Annotated in this window: 13 protein-coding genes; 6 read left to right on the top strand and 7 right to left on the bottom strand. The window is 62.7% G+C overall.

Translation table 11 applies throughout. From position 1 onward, the window contains the following. Window positions 1–10 precede the first annotated feature (10 nt). From CPH89_RS22035 to CPH89_RS22020, 3 genes are all read right to left on the bottom strand, one after another. Window positions 11–1,849, bottom strand: a complete 1,839-nt coding sequence (locus CPH89_RS22035; protein ID WP_053255579.1) for an amidohydrolase — start codon at window positions 1,847–1,849, stop codon at window positions 11–13. Continuing rightward, entirely contained in the window at window positions 1,846–2,436 is a 591-nt protein-coding gene (locus CPH89_RS22030) for an antibiotic biosynthesis monooxygenase (RefSeq protein ID WP_053255578.1), read from the bottom strand. Before CPH89_RS22030 ends, CPH89_RS22035 begins: the two co-directional genes overlap by 4 nt. Before the next feature lie 1,523 nt (window positions 2,437–3,959). Continuing rightward, window positions 3,960–4,868: a LysR family transcriptional regulator gene (locus CPH89_RS22020; RefSeq protein WP_053255577.1), complete on the bottom strand. Its 909-nt coding sequence runs from the start codon at window positions 4,866–4,868 to the stop codon at window positions 3,960–3,962. A gap of 204 nt (window positions 4,869–5,072) precedes the next feature. On the opposite strand from CPH89_RS22020, the gene CPH89_RS22015 reads away from it, so the two are divergent. Continuing rightward, window positions 5,073–5,471, top strand: a complete 399-nt coding sequence (locus tag CPH89_RS22015) for a helix-turn-helix domain-containing protein (protein ID WP_053255576.1) — start codon at window positions 5,073–5,075, stop codon at window positions 5,469–5,471. 57 nt (window positions 5,472–5,528) lie between these two features. Beyond that, window positions 5,529–8,291, top strand: coding sequence for an ATP-binding protein (locus tag CPH89_RS22010; RefSeq protein WP_053255575.1), 2,763 nt, complete (start codon window positions 5,529–5,531; stop codon window positions 8,289–8,291). Here the strand turns inward: CPH89_RS22010 and CPH89_RS22005 are convergent. Both CPH89_RS22005 and CPH89_RS22000 read right to left on the bottom strand, forming a co-directional pair. Then, window positions 8,238–9,689: an ATP-binding protein gene (locus CPH89_RS22005; RefSeq protein WP_053255574.1), complete on the bottom strand. Its 1,452-nt coding sequence runs from the start codon at window positions 9,687–9,689 to the stop codon at window positions 8,238–8,240. The genes CPH89_RS22010 and CPH89_RS22005 overlap by 54 nt on opposite strands. A gap of 147 nt (window positions 9,690–9,836) precedes the next feature. Continuing rightward, entirely contained in the window at window positions 9,837–10,787 is a 951-nt protein-coding gene (locus CPH89_RS22000; protein ID WP_053255573.1) for a GlxA family transcriptional regulator, read from the bottom strand. 181 nt (window positions 10,788–10,968) lie between these two features. Between CPH89_RS22000 and CPH89_RS21995 the strand changes: the two genes are divergently transcribed. Together CPH89_RS21995 and CPH89_RS21990 are read left to right on the top strand one after the other, a co-directional pair. Next, the gene (locus CPH89_RS21995; RefSeq protein ID WP_053255572.1) at window positions 10,969–11,691 is read left to right on the top strand and encodes a pirin family protein; all 723 of its coding nucleotides are present in this window, start codon (window positions 10,969–10,971) and stop codon (window positions 11,689–11,691) included. A gap of 144 nt (window positions 11,692–11,835) precedes the next feature. After that, entirely contained in the window at window positions 11,836–12,300 is a 465-nt protein-coding gene (locus CPH89_RS21990; RefSeq protein WP_081006348.1) for a hypothetical protein, read from the top strand. A gap of 62 nt (window positions 12,301–12,362) precedes the next feature. On the opposite strand, the gene CPH89_RS21985 is transcribed toward CPH89_RS21990, so the two are convergent. Further along, window positions 12,363–13,361 (bottom strand): quinone oxidoreductase family protein, encoded by a 999-nt coding sequence (locus tag CPH89_RS21985; RefSeq protein WP_053255571.1) that lies wholly within the window; start codon window positions 13,359–13,361, stop codon window positions 12,363–12,365. Between the two features lie 101 nt (window positions 13,362–13,462). Here CPH89_RS21985 and CPH89_RS21980 point away from each other — a divergent pair, with 101 nt between their 5' ends. Beyond that, entirely contained in the window at window positions 13,463–14,326 is an 864-nt protein-coding gene (locus CPH89_RS21980) for a LysR family transcriptional regulator (RefSeq protein ID WP_053255570.1), read from the top strand. A 1-nt stretch (window position 14,327) separates the two neighbouring features. Here CPH89_RS21980 and CPH89_RS21975 read toward each other — a convergent pair whose 3' ends face one another. After that, a complete protein-coding gene (locus tag CPH89_RS21975) occupies window positions 14,328–15,287 on the bottom strand; it encodes a GlxA family transcriptional regulator (protein WP_053255763.1) in 960 nt (319 codons plus the stop codon). Window positions 15,288–15,394: 107 nt separating this feature from the next. Between CPH89_RS21975 and CPH89_RS21970 the strand changes: the two genes are divergently transcribed. Beyond that, window positions 15,395–15,937, top strand: coding sequence for an acyl-CoA thioesterase (locus CPH89_RS21970; RefSeq protein WP_053255569.1), 543 nt, complete (start codon window positions 15,395–15,397; stop codon window positions 15,935–15,937). Window positions 15,938–16,081 lie beyond the last annotated feature (144 nt).

The raw sequence follows: 16,081 nt of genomic DNA, 5'->3' as shown, positions 1-16,081 counted from the left end.
GGGTTGATTGTCAGAAGGCAAAACACGAGCAGCCAAACGCGCCCCAGAAACCCTGGAAGTCGCTGACCGGCACGCTGGAAAGCCGCGCTTTTTCATGGCCATGGGCATGCACGCCACACGGGCCGCTGCATTGATGGACTTGGGCTTGCAGCGGTGAGCCGGGGCGCCAGTGCCCCGGCACCTTGACCACCGGCGACCAGTCCGGCAGCACCGGCACCGACGGCGGTGCGAAATCTTCGAAGTCGCCGGCGCCGTACACCACCTTGCCGCCGACCACAGTCAGCACCGACTCGATCCATTTGATGGCTTCTTCATCGACGCTGAAAAAGTCCGCCGACAGCGCGGCGACGTCGGCCAATTGGCCAACCTTGATCTGGCCTTTCTTGCCCTGCTCCGATGAGAACCAGGCACTGCCGTGGGTGAACAGCTCCAACGCGGTGAGGCGCGACAGGCCTTCGGCGTGCAATTCAAGGCCGCCGACGGTACGGCCGCTGACCATCCAGTACAACGAGGTCCACGGGTTGTAGCTCGACACCCGCGTGGCATCGGTACCCGCCCCGACCGGCACGCCTTCGGCCAACATGCGCTTGATCGGCGGCGTGGCTTCGGCGGCCTTGGCGCCGTAACGCTCGACGAAGTATTCGCCCTGGAACGCCATACGGTCCTGGATCGCAATACCGCCGCCCAGGGCGCGCACGCGTTCAATATTTTGCGCAGTGATGGTTTCGGCGTGGTCAAAGAACCACGGCAGGCCGTTGAACGGGATGTCACGATTGACCTTCTCGAACACGTCAAGCATGCGCGAGATGGACTCGTTGTAAGTGGCGTGCAGACGGAATGGCCAGCGCTGCTCGACCAAGTGGCGCACCACCGGCTCCAGCTCTTGTTCCATGGTCAGCGGCAGGTCGGGGCGCGGCTCGAGGAAGTCTTCGAAGTCGGCCGCCGAAAACACCAGCATCTCGCCGGCGCCGTTGTGGCGCAGGTAGTCATCGCCCTGATGCAGGGTGACGCTGCCGGTCCAGTGTTTGAAATCGCTGAGTTCTTCCTTGGGTTTCTGGGTGAACAGGTTGTAAGCGATACGCACCGTCAACTGCTCATCCTTGGCCAGTTGTTCGATCACCGCGTAGTCATCGGGATAGTTCTGGAAACCACCACCGGCATCGATCGCACTGGTGAGCCCCAACCGATTGAGTTCACGCATGAACTGGCGGGTGGAGTTGACCTGATATTCCAGAGGCAATGTCGGCCCCTTGGCCAGGGTTGCATACAGGATCATCGCGTTAGGCCGCGCCACCAGCATGCCGGTGGGGTTGCCGTTGCTGTCGCGCACGATCTCGCCACCGGGCGGGTTCGGCGTGTCCTTGGTGTAGCCGGCCACACGCAACGCCGCGCGGTTGAGCAAGGCGCGGTCGTACAGGTGCAGCACGAACACCGGCGTATCCGGCGCGGCCTGGTTCAGCTCTTCCAGGGTCGGCATGCGCTTTTCGGCAAATTGGAATTCGTTCCAGCCGCCGACCACACGTACCCATTGCGGCGTTGGTGTGCGATCAGCCTGGTCCTTGAGCATGCGCAGCGCATCGGCCAGGGACGGCACGCCTTCCCAGCGCAGCTCAAGGTTGTAGTTCAGGCCGCCACGGATGAGGTGCAGGTGCGAGTCGTTGAGGCCGGGAATCACGGTGCGGCCCTTGAGGTCGATCACCTGCGTACCGCTGCCACGCAAGGCCATGGCCTCACCGTCGGTGCCGACCGCCACAAAGCGGCCCTGGTGGATGGCGACGGCCGTTGCACGTGGGTTTTCACGGTCCACGGTGTGGAACTGGCCATTGAACAGAATCAGATCGGCGTTCATAGGGTTTCCTTTACAGAGGCTTCAAGCCAGGGAGCGAACAGACGGGTAGCCGCCGGCATCAGCAGGTAAACCACCAGCAGCACGATGGTCAGGGTGACGAGGAAGGTGGCAACCACGTAGTTGGAAAGGAACGGATGCAGGCGCAACACCGGGCCCCAGATGATCGGCACCAGCAGCGTCAGCGGCAGGATGACAAACAAAGTCACCACCGCCTGCTTCCAGCGCGGTGGTTTGGCGGCGCTGTCGGCCAGCGGCGCAAACCAGAATTCGTTGACGGCACCAATTTCGGTGTTGTCGCCGTCGGCGAGCAGGGGCGTGGCTTCGTCGATCAGGGCCTTGCGTTCCGGGGAGTCGAGCCAGCGCTCAAGTGCCTCGGTGGAGCGGTAGCGCAGTACGCAGGTAAACAGCGCCAGGCGGTTTTGTTTGCTGCGTACCACGTCGACACCGAGGTGACCTGGGCGCTCACCGGCGATACGCACGATGCGGCGTAGCCAGGCTTCGTAGTCGGCTTCACGGCCGGGTTTGATCAGGTGCTTGACGACCAGGGTGACGACTTCGTCGGGGCTGGTTTTGGGTGTTGGGTCCATGGCGTTGATTCCCCCCTGGAGAGTTGAGCGATGGAGGGAGTTTGGGGGGCTTCGGGGGTTTGGAATTGGATGTATGTGCTGTTTGGCGTGGCGGCCTCTGGGCCGACCAGGCTGGTGGTTGTATGGGGTACATCTCCATTGCTGCGGTAACGGCCGCCCAGGGTTCCGCGCTTACAGCGGGTCACTTTGGAAAAGCCCCAACGCAACCAAAGGGCTCTTGCCCCACCACTCGGCACCTCGCTTAGGCTCGGCGGGCTCTCACTCCGCCCAGCGTGGTTAACGGGGCGCCTAAGATCAAGATCAAAGTCAAAAGTAGAGCACGGCGGCCTGACAGCCGACCTCAGTGGTTAGATCAAAAGCACAAGCGAAGCGGTGTGTCAGTTGATGGAGTGGGCGAATGGCGCACCGCATTCGCGAGCAAGCCCGCTCCCACATTTGGAACTGGGTACATCAGGTAAAGGGTGGGCTGCTCTTCAGACTTTACTGCGCCAATCTGGGAGCTGGCATGGGGTCTGCTGCGGGGTATGCCTGATGTATCGAGGTGCCTGTATCGCGGGCAAGCCCGCTCCCACATTTGGAACTGGGTACATCAGGTAAAGGGTGGGCTGCTCTTCAGACTTTACTGCGCCAATCTGGGAGCTGGCATGGGGCCTGCTGCGGGGTATGCCTGATGTATCGAGGTGCCTGTATCGCGGGCAAGCCCGCTCCCACAGAAAAGCAGAGCACTGCGGTGCCGGCAGCTAAACTCGGTCAACATTGTGGGAGCGGGCTTGCTCGCGAAAGCGCTGGGTCAGTTACAAATAAGCCGACTGACCCAGCGCTTTCGCGAGCAAGCCCGCTCCCACATTTTGAACTGGGTACATCGGGCGAAGGGTGGGCTGCTCTTTAGACAGTACTGGGTCAATCTGGGAGCTGATATGGGGTCTTGATGTACCGAGGTGTCGGCATTGCAGGCAAGCCAGCTTTCACAGAAAAGCAGAGCACTGCGGTGCCGGCAGAAAGTCGGTCAACATTGTGGGAGCGGGCTTGCTCGCGAATGCGGTGGGTCAGTTACAAATACGCCGACTGGCACACCGCTTTCGCGAGCAAGCCCGCTCCCACATTTGGATCTCATTCCATCAGGTAAACGTGGTGTTGCTGTGCTTTTGCCCTGCTTTTGCTTCAACCACTCAGGCCGGCTGTCAGGCCGCCGTGCTCTGCTGTTGATCTTGATCTGACAGGCCCCGTTAACCACGCTGGCCAAACGCAGGCTTGAATCCGTGGGTAACCCGGCAGGACGCCGGGTTAGCCGCACTGGGCCAGGGATGGCCCATTGCGGCGGCCCACGGATTCAAGCCGGAGTGCGGGCATGCCGAGCCTAAGCGAGGCACCGAGTGGTGGGGCAAAGCGTTTTTTGGTTACTTTTTTAGGCGTTTGTAAAAAAGTGACCCGCTGTAAGAGCGGAACCCATAGCCGCCGTTACCACAGCAAAGGATATGTACCCCATACAACCACCAGCCTGGTCGGCCCAGAGGCCGCCACGACTAACCACCCCCCGCCATATGCTCACTTATGCGCCCCCGCAACCACCGCTCCGCCGGATCATTATCATGCACCCCACTCCAAACCATCGATAACTCCGCCGCCTCGATCTCAAACGGCGGATCCTCAGCCCGCAACACAGTCCCCTCAGTCAACGCACACGCCGCATAATCCGGCACCGTCGCAATAATCTGCGTCCCCGCCAACAACGCCCGCAACCCACTGAACTGCGGCACCGCCAACACCACCCTGCGCGCCCGGCCAATCCGCGCCAGGTCCAGGTCGATATTGCCGCTCAAATCCCCCGAAAACGACACCATCGCATGGGGCCGTTCGCAGTACTCATCCAGCGTCAACGGCGCCCCACCCTCATCCCCACGCAATACCTTGCACGGAATATCCCGCAGCTTCTTACGCTTGGCATTCGCCGGCAGCTCAGTGGTGTAACTGACCCCCACCGAAATCTCGCCACTGGCCAACAACGCCGACATCAACAGGTAATTAGCCCGGCGCACCACCACGATAATCCCCGGCGCCTCCTCACGCAGTTGACTGAGCAACGGCGGAAACAACCCAAACTCCGCGTCATCAGACAGCCCGATACGAAACACCGCGCAACTGGTCGACGGGTCGAAATCCTTGGCACGGCTGACCGCGCCGGAAATGGTGTCCATGGCCGGTTGCAGCTCCTTGAGTATCGCCAGCGCCCGTGGCGTGGGCTCCATGCCTCGCCCGTTGCGCAACAGCAACGGGTCGTCGAACAAATCCCGCAATCGCCCCAATGCGGCACTCACCGCCGGCTGGCCCATGAAGAGTTTTTCAGCGACCCGAGTCAGGTTCTTTTCGAACATCAGCGCCTCAAAAATCACCAGCAGGTTCATGTCGACGCGGCGCAAGTCGTTGCGGTTCATGGCGTTATCCAAACGGTTTCCAGGCCGCCAGATAAGCACCTCGAACGCTTATGCGATTGCACGCCTGTGCTGTCTTTTGCGCGCCATCACCTGGCGAAATTAACAACGATTAACTCGTCAGCCAAACGGTTCGGCGCCAAAAATGACGCGGTCTACACTGGACCCATTCACCGGGAACGCTCCCATCGACTACGGATATTTGTCATGGCCCGACCTGAGTACTGTGCTCCGCGCTTTTCTGCTGCCGGTGGCCTCTGCCCTCGGCGTGAACGTATTGCCAAACAACTCATCCTCGCCAACCTCGGTGAAAGCCTGGCGATTGCTGACCTGGCGCAGGCTTGCGCGCTGTCGCGCAGTCACTTTTCGCGTGCGTTCAAATGCACCACCGGTCTGTCACCGCAGGAGTGGATTCGCCAACAGCGCATCGAACGCGCCAAGGAACTGATCACCCATTCCTCCTTGAGCCTGACGCAAATCAGCCTGGAGTGCGGGTTTTGCGACCAGGCGCACTTCTGCCACATGTTCACGCGCAGTGAAGGGGTCAACCCGATGACCTGGCGAAATCACCAATTGCGTCACAAGTCGCAAGTGATTGCGGCCTAGTGGTCGGCACACGCCTGGAATATGCTGGCCAGACCCTATCCCAGAGCTCCGGCCTCCATGTATGACCTCGGCGACCAGGCCGTGCATTTCGGCCCCTACCGCGTCCACCCGCACCAACGGCTGGTGCTCGAAGCCGGTCGGCCGTTGCGTCTGGGGCGGCGCGCGGTGGAGATTCTGCTGATCTTGCTGGAACACGCCGGCAACGTGGTGAGCAAGCAGGAGCTGATCACCCGGGTCTGGCCGAAAACTGTGGTGGAAGACACCAACCTGCGGGTGCATATGGCGGCGTTGCGCAAGGCATTGGGCGATGGCCAGGCCGGGCAGCGTTATATCGTCACGGTGGCCCAGCGCGGCTACAGTTTTGTGGCGCCACTGAGCATCGAACCGATGACGATTCCTGCAGACGGCATTCCCCATAGCCAGGGCCATAACCTGCCGCTGCGCCGCACGCGGATGATCGGCCGCCAGGCACTCATCGATGCACTGGTGCAGCAACTGCCCCAGCAGCGCTTTATCACCCTGACCGGCGCGGGTGGCATCGGCAAGACGACCGTGGCGCTGCGCGTGGCGGAGTTGCTGATTGGACATTATCGCGACGGCATTCGCCTGCTGGACCTGGCGCCGCTCAGCGCGCCGTCGATGATCTTGCCCAACCTCGCCGCCCTGCTCGACCTCACGCCTGCCGAACATGAGCCGCTGCTGACGTTCGCCCGCGACCTGCAAGCGCGTCAGTTGCTGCTGGTCATCGACAATTGCGAACACCTGCTGGACGACATCGCACTGATCAGCGAAACCCTGCTGCGCCACGCGCCGCACCTGCACATCCTCGCCACCAGCCGCGAAGCGCTGCGGGCCGAGGGCGAATCCGTGCAGCGCCTCGAACCGCTGGCCTGCCCGCCCGCCAGCGGCAATCGGGCCCAGGCCCTGGGTTACCCGGCCCTGCAGCTGCTGGTCGAACGCGCCATGTCCCATCAGGACAGTTTTGAACTCAGCGAAGCCGAGTTGCCCCTGGCGATTGATATCTGCCAGCGCCTGGACGGTATTCCCCTGGCAATCGAACTGGTGGCCGCGCAGATTGAACGCTTCGGCCTGGCAGGGTTGCTGGTGCAACTGGAAGACAACGTGCGCCTGCTCACCCGTGGCCGGCGCAGCGCCCTGCCCCGCCATCAAACCCTGCGCGCTACGCTGGATTGGAGCTTTGATTTACTCACGCCGTGCGAGCAGATTTGCTTGCGCCGCCTGGCCGTGTTTCGTGGCGGGTTCAGCCTGGCCAGCGCAGCGGCGGTAATCGCCGGCGAGCAGATCGCGCCGAACGAGGTGTTGGGTTCCATCACCCAGTTGGTGGCCAAGTCGCTGCTCAACGTGGAGGCTGGCGATGACGAAATGGTCTACCGCCTGCTGGATATCACCCGCACGTACGCCCTGGAAAAACTCAGCGTGGCGGCTGAACTCGACGCCACCCGTGAACGCCATGCAGCGCGCTGCCTGGCGCTGATGGAGCAGGCACAGGACGACTGGGAGCTGATCGCGAGCCAAGCCTGGATCGACCGTTATGCACCGCTGCGCGAAGACATTCGTGCCGCTCTCGATAGCTGCCTGAGCGATTCAGGCGCGCACCTGCTGGGTATTCGTCTGACGGTCAGTGCCATGCCGTTGTGGCAAGAATTATCGCTGCTGCGCGAACACGGGCTGTACGTGGGCAAAGCCCTGGCGCGCTTGCCTCAGTCAGGCGCACCGAGCCAACGCCTGCACATGGCGCTGCAACTGGCGCTGGGCAGTGTTTCCTATCATGCCCAGGGTGCAACGCCGCAGACCCTCGAAGCCTTTGCCTGTGCGCAACGCCTGGCGCACGCCGGCAAGGATTTGGGCGGCCAGTTACGCGCGGCATCCGGGCTGATGGCCGTCAACCTGTGCGATGGAAACTACCGTGAGGCGTTGGTGCACAGCCAACACTTTGACCGACTGGGCCTGCATTCCGACCCCTTGCTGGACCTCAGCGCCCAGCGCCTGCGGGTGCTGGCGCAGCACTTCGCCGGTAACCAGGCGCTGGCGTTGCACAACGCCGAACAAGTGATCCAGCGCATGGCGCACAGCGGCCATCTGAATCGTTTTACTCACGGTTTTGGCGTGCAATACGACCAGAGTGTGGCCGCGTTGACGATCCTCGCGCGCATCCTGTGGCTGCGCGGCTTTGCGCAGCGGGCCTGGCGTACCGCCAACCAGGCGCTGGAGTTGGCCTTGCAGCTCAACCACGGCACCTCGATCTGCTACACCCTGGCCCTCGCCGGTGTGGTCATCGCCCGCTACAACGGGGATGCCGAAGCGGCGAGTGCGCGCCTGGAACTGTTGCTGCAACAGGCACAAAAGCACTCGGTGCAGTTGTTTCATACCTGGGCACGGCACTATAAAGGCACCGCAGCCCGTGAGGACCTTGCAGGGCTGGGCCTGGTTCAGGACACCCTCGTGACCTTTGATGCCGCCACGGTGGATGACGCGATGCTTGAACGCGCCAGAAGCGGCGGCGCCGGTTGGTGCACCGCCGAGATTTTGCGGGTACGGGCCGAGGCACAGACCGATACCCGCACACGCGAAACACTGCTGCTTGAAGCCCTCGGCGTGGCGCATCAACACGGCGCGCTGGCCTGGGAGCTGCGCAGCGCAACGTCACTGGCGCGACTGTGGCAACGCCAAGGGCGTACGCAGGCGGCGCGCGAGCTGTTGAGCTCGGTCTACGCGCAATTCAGCGAAGGCTTTGCGACTCGCGACCTAGTTCGCGTGCGCAGCCTGCTCGACGAGTTGCAGGACAAACGGCCGGCCTGAAAAGGGCCCCAGGTAATGCCCATAACCCTGTTGCAAATGCGCCACCTGCACCGGGTCGCGCAGCTGCGCCAGCGCATAGCTGCGCACACTGTTGAGCAGGCGGTAACGCTCCGGGCCGGGACCTGGCTCCACGGTCAGTAACGACGTCGCAGTCAGGCGCGCCAGCAGATAGGACAGGTCGGCGTGCTCCAGCTCGGTGCCGGCGACCCAACCGGTCAGGGTGGGCAAGGTCACCGCCATTTTGAACAGCGCCAATTGCAGGAACAGCCAGCGCTCCGGCAGGCTCAAGCGCTGATAGCTCCATGCCAGGGCCGCGGCCAGGGATTGGTGGCGCTCCACTGCCGTGCGGCGGCCTCGGGTCAGTACCTGCAAACCGCGTTGCAACTGGGCCTGCACGCCGTGTACGCCCAGGGCCTCGACTTGGGCCGCCGCCAGTTCCAGGGCCAGGGGAATGCCATCCAGGCGTCGACAGATAGCCCGCAACGGCGCCAGGTCCTGGGGCCGCAACACAAAACCCTGCTGACTGGCGTGAACCCGTGCGACAAACAATTGCACCGCCGGGTACGCCATCGCCTGCTCGACACTGCGCCAGGCGGACGGCGTCGGCTGTGTCAGGGTGGGCACGTGCTGCACCCATTCGCCGGGCACCTGCAAGGCTTCGCGACTGCTCAACAACAGCGTCACCTGGGGCGCGTGCTCACGCAGTGTGCGCACCAGATGGCGACAGGCGCCGAGCAGCAAATCGGCACCGTCGAGTACCAGCAACAGTTGGCGTGTCGCCAACTGGCGGCTCAGTTCAACCGCGTTTGCACAGGGTTCCAGCTGCAGCGTATTGGCCACGTGCCGCAGCATCTGCATCGGTGCCTGCACGGTTGCCAAATCCACCCACCACACGCCGTCGCGATAACGCGGCACTGCCCGTTCGGCGAGGGCCAGGGCCAGTGTACTTTTGCCCACACCGGCGCAGCCCGTGAGCATCATCAGGCGTTGGCCGGACAGGCGCCGCACCAGCGCGCCCAACACCTGATCACGGCCGACCACCGGGCTCAGGCGGATCGCCAGATTGTGCCGAGGTGGCGTCGACGGCGAAGGACTCTGCAGCGGCGCCACAAAACAGTAACCGCGCAGCGGATCGTTAAGGATGCACGGTTGCCCGACGAGCGCACGGCGCAGTGCGGCGATGTGCACACGCAGGTTGTTCTCTTCCACCACGCTGCACGGCCAGACCCGCGCAATCAGCGTGTCCTTTCCGACAAATTGCCCCGGCGCCTCCAGCAATACCGCAAGAATATCCAGCGCTCGCCCACCCAACGGCACCGGCAGGCCAGCCTTGCTGACCAGGCGTTGTTGCCGGTGAAAGGTGTAGGGGCCAAAGCTCACTGCGTGTGGGTTGTTCATGTGGCTAAGCGCTCAAACACCCGGCCTTGGGCGTTTGCGCATCCTTTTCCATGGGCATGCCGTTATCTTGCCAGCTACCCGTGACAGGACAATGCTGGCACAGGGAGCGATACGGCCAATCAGGTGCGCAAGACGGACATCCGCGCGTTAACTGAACTGCTGTCGGTATTGGGTAGGGTTTAGCCCGAGCTTTTCACTGAACAAAAAGCGCATATGCCGCACACTGCCGAAGCCCGCGCGAAAGGCGACGGTCTTGAGCGGCAGGTCGGTGGTTTCCAACAAGTAGCGGGCGCGGTCAATGCGCGCGCCTTGCAGGAAGGCCATCGGCGTCATTTGCACCTCCTTGGCGAACAGCCGTGCAAAGTGGCGCGCGCTCATGCCTGCCAACGCCGCCATGGAATCGACAGTGAATGGCTGGTCCAACTGCGCCAACACCTGGTTCTGCACCCGGGTGATTGCGGTTTCCAGCGGCGCGACGGCAGCGGTCATCGGGCTGAACTGAGCCTGGCCGCCCTGGCGTTTCATCACCACCAGCAACACCTTGGCCACGTCCACCGCCACCTGCTTGCCATGGTCCTGGGCGACGATCGACAACGCCAGGTCGATACCGGCGGTCACCCCGCCGGAGGTGATCAAGCGGCCATCCTGCAAGTAGATGCGATCAGTCTCGACGATGGCCTTGGGGAAGCCCTTGATCAAGCGCTCAGTGTAATGCCAGTGAGTTGTGACGCGATGGCCGTCGAGCAGGCCGGCATGCCCGAGTACAAAGGCGCCGGTGCAGATTGAACCGAAGCGCCGCGCGCGGGCAGCTGCGGCCTTGAGCCAGGGCAGCAGCGCGGGATGGCATTCGTTATAGGCACCGGGGCCGCCAGGGACCAACAACACGTCATAGGCCTCGTCGGCCTGCTCCAGCAGCAGGTCGGGTTGTATCAACACGCCATTGGAGGCGCGCAATGCGCCGGGTTCGGTGCCAATCGTGAGGATTCGGTAGTGAGCGGCCGCTGGAAGATAGCGATTGGCAATGGAAAACACTTCCAGCGGCCCGGCCATGTCGAGCAGCAGGAAGTCCGGAAACAACGCCATGGCCACGGTTTTCATGAAGAGAAAAGTCCATCGAGAAGGAAGTCGAGGCGGCATTATGGCATGCCTTTCACTGTCAACTTCAGAGAGACAGTTATTCAGATTCCAGCTTCTTAATGAATTGATCCGTAACTATTAACCTTCTTCTCAACGCAAGCGCCCTGCATCACGCAGCCCGCGCTCACTTGAGGACAAGACCATGCTGACCCTTCGCAAAGCTTCGGAACGCGGCGCCGCCAATCACGGTTGGTTGAAGTCGTTTCACACCTTCTCGTTCGCCAACTACTGGAACCCCAATGAACAGGGTTTTTCCGACCTGCTGGTGATCAACGATGACCGCGTTGCGGCCGGTAAAGGCTTCGGCCAGCACCCGCACCGCGACATGGAGATTTTCTCCTATGTGCTTGAAGGCGCCCTGGAACACAAGGACACCCTGGGCACCGGCTCGGTGATTCGCCCTGGCGATGTGCAACTGATGAGCGCCGGCAGCGGCGTGGCCCACAGCGAGTTCAACCACAGCCAGAGCCTGGGCGTGCACTTTCTGCAAATCTGGATCGTGCCGAATGTGGCCGGCGCCGAACCGCGCTATCAACAGGAGCACTTCAGCGCGGCGCAGAAACGCGGGCGTTTGCAGTTGATCATCTCGCCGGATGGCGCCGAGGGCTCGCTCACTGTTCGCCAGGATGCGCGGGTGTTTGCCGGGCTGTTCAAGGGCGACGAAGCCGCGACCCTGGACCTGCCGCCGGATCGTCATGTGTACGTGCATGTGGCCCGGGGCAGCGTTGAAGTCAACGGCCAGCGCCTGCAGGAAGGCGACGGCGCCCGCGTGCGGGACGAACGCCAGATCCGCCTGAGCCAGGGCGACGATGCCGAGGTGCTGGTGTTTGACCTGCGCCCTCAGGAACTGCCGCAGATGCCATGACCGTGTCCACGATGGCCCGCAAAACGGGCCATCGCTGGCGTCGATAGTCACCATCAGCGCAATGAAGTTCTCTTAAAAAATCCAACGCGTAACATCAAACCCATGCCAAACGGCCCCCCACTAAAACACTCGGAGCACACCACCATGAAACGCCAAATCTTGCTTAGCCTCGCTTTCTCGGTACTCGCTGCAAATGCTTTTGCTCACCCGGTTGTCGCTGAAGGCGGCGCGGATCGCCTGCAAGGTAACCGCGTAGCAGAAGGCGGTTCTGATCGTCTGCTGGAACGTCGTGTCGCCGAGGGCGGTGCTGATCGCTTGCAGGAACGCGGTCTGGCTGAAGGCGGTGCTGATCGTCTGCAGGAACGCGGTCTGGCTGAAGGCGGTGCTGACCGTCTGCAGGAACGCGGTCTGGCGGAAGGCGGTGCTGACCGTCTGCAGGAACGCGGTCTGGCCGAAGGCGGTGCTGACCGTCTGCAGGAACGTGGCCTGGCTGAAGGCGGTGCGGATCGTCTGCAGGAACGCGGTCTGGCTGAAGGCGGTGCTGATCGTCTGCAGGAACGTGGTCTGGCGGAAGGCGGTGCGGACCGTCTGCGCGGCAACAACGCATAACCCCGCACTGTTTGCGGGGCACCCCAAACCGGCCTGATCAGCCGGTTTTTTTTCGTCCCTGATTAATCCAGGCTGGGGTCCACCCACACCACCGCCTTGCCGATCTGCTGCCGTGCCTCGATGCGTTCATGCACCTGCTGCACCGTCTCCAGGGTGTAATGCCCCGCAATCTCCACCGTCAGCGCCCCCTCCAGCATCGCCGCAAATACCGCATTGGCACGCCGTTGCACGGTCGCCCCATCGGCCATATGGTCGGCCAGCCGTGGTCGTGTCAAAAACAACGAGCCCGCCTCCCCCAGTTCAATCGGGTCAAGGTCCGTCAACGATCCCGAGACGTTGCCGTAGTTAACGATCAAACCACGCGTGCGACAGGCCCGAAAGCTTTCACGCAAGGTATTTTTGCCCAGCGAATCGAAGACCACGTCCACCCCGCGCCCGTCCGTGGCGCGCAGGACGTGGTCGGCAAAACCCTCGTACGTCCAGGCCTGATGCGCGCCGCGCTGCCGGGCAATCGCGCATTTCTCGGCGGTGCTGCCGGTGGTGAACACCGTCGCCCCGCGCCGTCTTGCCATTTGCACCAGCAATTGCCCGATGCTGCCGGATGCCGCGTGAACCAGGCAGGTGCTGCCCGCCTGCAAACGGGCCACATCGTCAATCAGGTAGTGGGCCGTGCAGCCCTGAAACATCGCCGCTGCAGCCTGATCGAAAGTAATGGCGCCGGGAATCTGCGCGACTTTGTCGGCCGGCACATGGGCGTACTCGGCATACGCGCCCCAGGCGATGCACCAGGCCACACGGTCGCCCACGGCCAGATGACTCACGCCCGGGCCGACCTCCACCACCACACCGGCGCCCTCCATACCCAACGTGCACGGCAGGCGCACCGGGTAAGTGGCAGAGTGTGCGTATTTGCCTTGGCGCGTATGAATGTCCATGAAATTGATCCCGGCGCAGGCCACTTTGACCAGCACATGCCCGGCCGTGACCTGGGGTTTTGCAACGTGGTGGCAAAGTTGGGCGACTTCGGGACCACCGTAGGCTTGCAGGGTGATGGCTTTCATGCGGGACAACTCCGTTTGCACTGGGAAGCGGCCATGGTAAAAGGACTTGATCGGCTGGAATATTCCCCACTCTCTCCCAGCCTCTGTGCGGAAATAACCCGATGTTCGACTGGCAGGATCTGTATTACTTCACCGTCTTGGCCCGTACCCAGTCACTGTCGGCGGCCGCCCGCGAGTTGCAGGTGGAACACGCCACCGTCGGGCGCCGCGTCGACGCGCTGGAAAAAGCCCTCGGCGTGAAACTGGTGGACCGCCTGCCCCGCAGCCGCCCGCTCACGGCCCAAGGCCTGGCGCTGGCAGAATTGGCGGCTGGCATGGGCGAGATGGCCACCGAAGTGCTACGCCTGTCGCGCGTCGCCTCCATCGAACTGGCCGGCACCGTGCGGGTAAGTTGCCCGCCGTCCATCGCCAACCATTGCATCGCGCCTCACGTGGCGCGGTTGCGCGCCCAGTACCCGCAGTTGAACCTGGTCCTGATGCCCTCCACACAGCTTGCCGCGCTGGACAAGGGCGAAGCCGATATTGCCTTGCGCACGGTGCGCCCCGACGAAGACGCACTGGTGCGCCGCAAGGTCGGCGTGGTGCGTTTTGGGCTCTACAGCGCGCCTGAACTTAACCGGCTACCGGCCGCTCAATGGACCTTCATCGCCTACGACAGCAGCCGCGACCACCTGCCCCAACAAGCGTGGCTGCACCAACTGCGCGGCCACCGCCCAATCGTATTCGCCGCCAGTGACCTGATCACCCAGCAGATGGCCGCCCGCGCGCACGTTGGCGCCGTGGTGCTGCCCACCCTGGTGGGCGATCACGACCCGCTGCTGGCGCGACTGCCCACCGCCAGCGACGGCCCGGTGCGCGATATCTGGCTCACGGTGTACCCGGATATCCGTCGCTCACCGTTGGTGAAAGCGGTGATGGAGTTTCTGGTGGCGTGCATTGAAAGTGAGCCGCAGCTGCGCCGTTGACTCAGCCCGACGTCACCAGGAATTTCTTGCGATACGCCGCCGGCAGCATCCCCACGCGTTGGCGGAACAGACGACGGAACGAGTTACTGTCTTCATAGCCGACCGCGTAGGTGATGCTGTCGAGGGTCATGCGCGTCGACTCCAGCATCTGTTTGGCGCGCTCCAGACGCAGGGTTTGCACATAGGCGATGGGCGTATAGCCGGTCGCCTCCTTGAAACGCCGCTTGAAATTGCGCACGCCAAAGCCAAAACGCCGGGCCACGTTGTCAATCACCAGCGCCTGGGCAAAGTGCTGTTCCAGCCAATGCTGCACCCGCAGGATTTCGCCATCGCCATGACTCTTGGGCAACGACCACATCGCATACACCGACTGCTCGGTGCGCACGTTGTCGATCAGCAGGTATTTGCCACAGGTATGCGCCAGCTCCGGTGAGCCGAAGCGGCGGATCAGGTGCAACATCAAATCCATCGCCGCGCTCGCGCCACCGCAGGTGATTACGCGGTTTTCTTCGCAGAGGATCTGCCCGTCATCCAGGACCACGCCGGCATAACGGCGCCGGAACAACTCCGCGAATGCCCAGTGGGTGGTGGCCCGCAGGCCTTGCAGCAGGCCGGTCTCGGCGAGCAAAAACGCCGCTGTGCACATCGACGCCACCACGGCCCCTTGGGCATGCTGTTCTCGCAACCAGGGGCCGTAGGCAGAAAAAGTCGGCAAAGCCTCTTTGAGGGTAAAGAGGAAACCGGGGATGAGGATCAGGTCGGTCTGGCGCACCTGCGCAACGGCGCACGCCACCTGCAAACGCTGCCCGCCCCAGGCGTCCACGGCCTGGCCGTCGAGGGACGCGACCACGATCTCGAACGGCGGGTGGTCGGCAAACAGGTTGGCGGCACTGAGCATTTCCAGGGCCAGGGTCGCACTGGCGGCGGAGCATTGGTCCGCCAGCAGCAAGGTAATGTGCATAAAAGCGCCCACGTGCGTTTTTGGCATGAAATAAGTCATTTGCGCACCTACTTTAGCCGATCTCGGGCCCGTAAAGTGCGGCCCTTGATCAACTGCCTGGCGCTTTTATGAATCTCTGGTTTCGCTTGCTGTTCATGTTGTCCCGCCGCCCCTGGCGCAAGCCCGCCCATGGCCTGGCAACCACCGTGGTGCGCATGCGCGTATGGCCGCTGGACCTGGATATCAACCGGCATGTCACCAATGGCCGGTATTTCTCCCTGGCGGACGTTGCACGCATGGATTTTGTACTGCGCACCGGCGCGTTTCGCGTGGCCCTGCGCAACAAGGCGTTGCCGATCGTCGGCGATACCTGGGGCAAGTTTCGCCGCGAGTTGAAGCTGTTCGAAGTGTTCGAGGTGCACACCCGAATGCTCGGCTGGGACCACAAATGGAGCCTGATGGAACACCGTTTTGTCAGCAAGGGTCGAGTGGTGGGCGTGGTGGTGATGCGCGGGCTGTTTAAATCAGCCAAGGGCACCCTGCCCCCGGCCGAGCTCTTGCGCGAGCTGGGCTTGGCCGAGGCGTCGCCGCCTATGCCACAGTGGCTGAGCGACTGGGCGCAGAGTTGTGATGATTTGAGTGTGCAGTTGCGCGAAGAGGAGCAGGTTTGAGGTCACGGCGCGGTGGCGTAACAACTGCTCAAGGCCGCTGCGGATGGGTTTGGCCTGGGTACTACCCAAGCCGGCGACAGGCTTCGCCGGCGTTTGCGTGGCGGGTGGAAGCGCTGCGTTATCGCGGCTGAAGAAAACGCGGTC

Source organism: Pseudomonas fluorescens (genome assembly GCF_900215245.1).
Taxonomy (GTDB): Bacteria; Pseudomonadota; Gammaproteobacteria; order Pseudomonadales; family Pseudomonadaceae; genus Aquipseudomonas; species Aquipseudomonas fluorescens.
The sequence above is the reverse complement of the archived record's forward strand: the minus strand, read 5'-3'. Positions and strand labels throughout refer to the sequence as shown.

Excerpts from the sequence above, each read along its gene's own strand:
- CPH89_RS22035 (WP_053255579.1), bottom strand. The coding sequence starts at position 1,849 with ATGAACGCCGATCTGATTCTGTTCAATGGCCAGTTCCACACCGTGGAC.
- CPH89_RS22030 (WP_053255578.1), bottom strand. The coding sequence starts at position 2,436 with ATGGACCCAACACCCAAAACCAGCCCCGACGAAGTCGTCACCCTGGTC.
- CPH89_RS22020 (WP_053255577.1), bottom strand. The coding sequence starts at position 4,868 with ATGAACCGCAACGACTTGCGCCGCGTCGACATGAACCTGCTGGTGATT.
- CPH89_RS22015 (WP_053255576.1), top strand. The coding sequence starts at position 5,073 with ATGGCCCGACCTGAGTACTGTGCTCCGCGCTTTTCTGCTGCCGGTGGC.
- CPH89_RS22010 (WP_053255575.1), top strand. The coding sequence starts at position 5,529 with ATGTATGACCTCGGCGACCAGGCCGTGCATTTCGGCCCCTACCGCGTC.
- CPH89_RS22005 (WP_053255574.1), bottom strand. The coding sequence starts at position 9,689 with ATGAACAACCCACACGCAGTGAGCTTTGGCCCCTACACCTTTCACCGG.
- CPH89_RS22000 (WP_053255573.1), bottom strand. The coding sequence starts at position 10,787 with ATGAAAACCGTGGCCATGGCGTTGTTTCCGGACTTCCTGCTGCTCGAC.
- CPH89_RS21995 (WP_053255572.1), top strand. The coding sequence starts at position 10,969 with ATGCTGACCCTTCGCAAAGCTTCGGAACGCGGCGCCGCCAATCACGGT.
- CPH89_RS21990 (WP_081006348.1), top strand. The coding sequence starts at position 11,836 with ATGAAACGCCAAATCTTGCTTAGCCTCGCTTTCTCGGTACTCGCTGCA.
- CPH89_RS21985 (WP_053255571.1), bottom strand. The coding sequence starts at position 13,361 with ATGAAAGCCATCACCCTGCAAGCCTACGGTGGTCCCGAAGTCGCCCAA.
- CPH89_RS21980 (WP_053255570.1), top strand. The coding sequence starts at position 13,463 with ATGTTCGACTGGCAGGATCTGTATTACTTCACCGTCTTGGCCCGTACC.
- CPH89_RS21975 (WP_053255763.1), bottom strand. The coding sequence starts at position 15,287 with ATGCACATTACCTTGCTGCTGGCGGACCAATGCTCCGCCGCCAGTGCG.
- CPH89_RS21970 (WP_053255569.1), top strand. The coding sequence starts at position 15,395 with ATGAATCTCTGGTTTCGCTTGCTGTTCATGTTGTCCCGCCGCCCCTGG.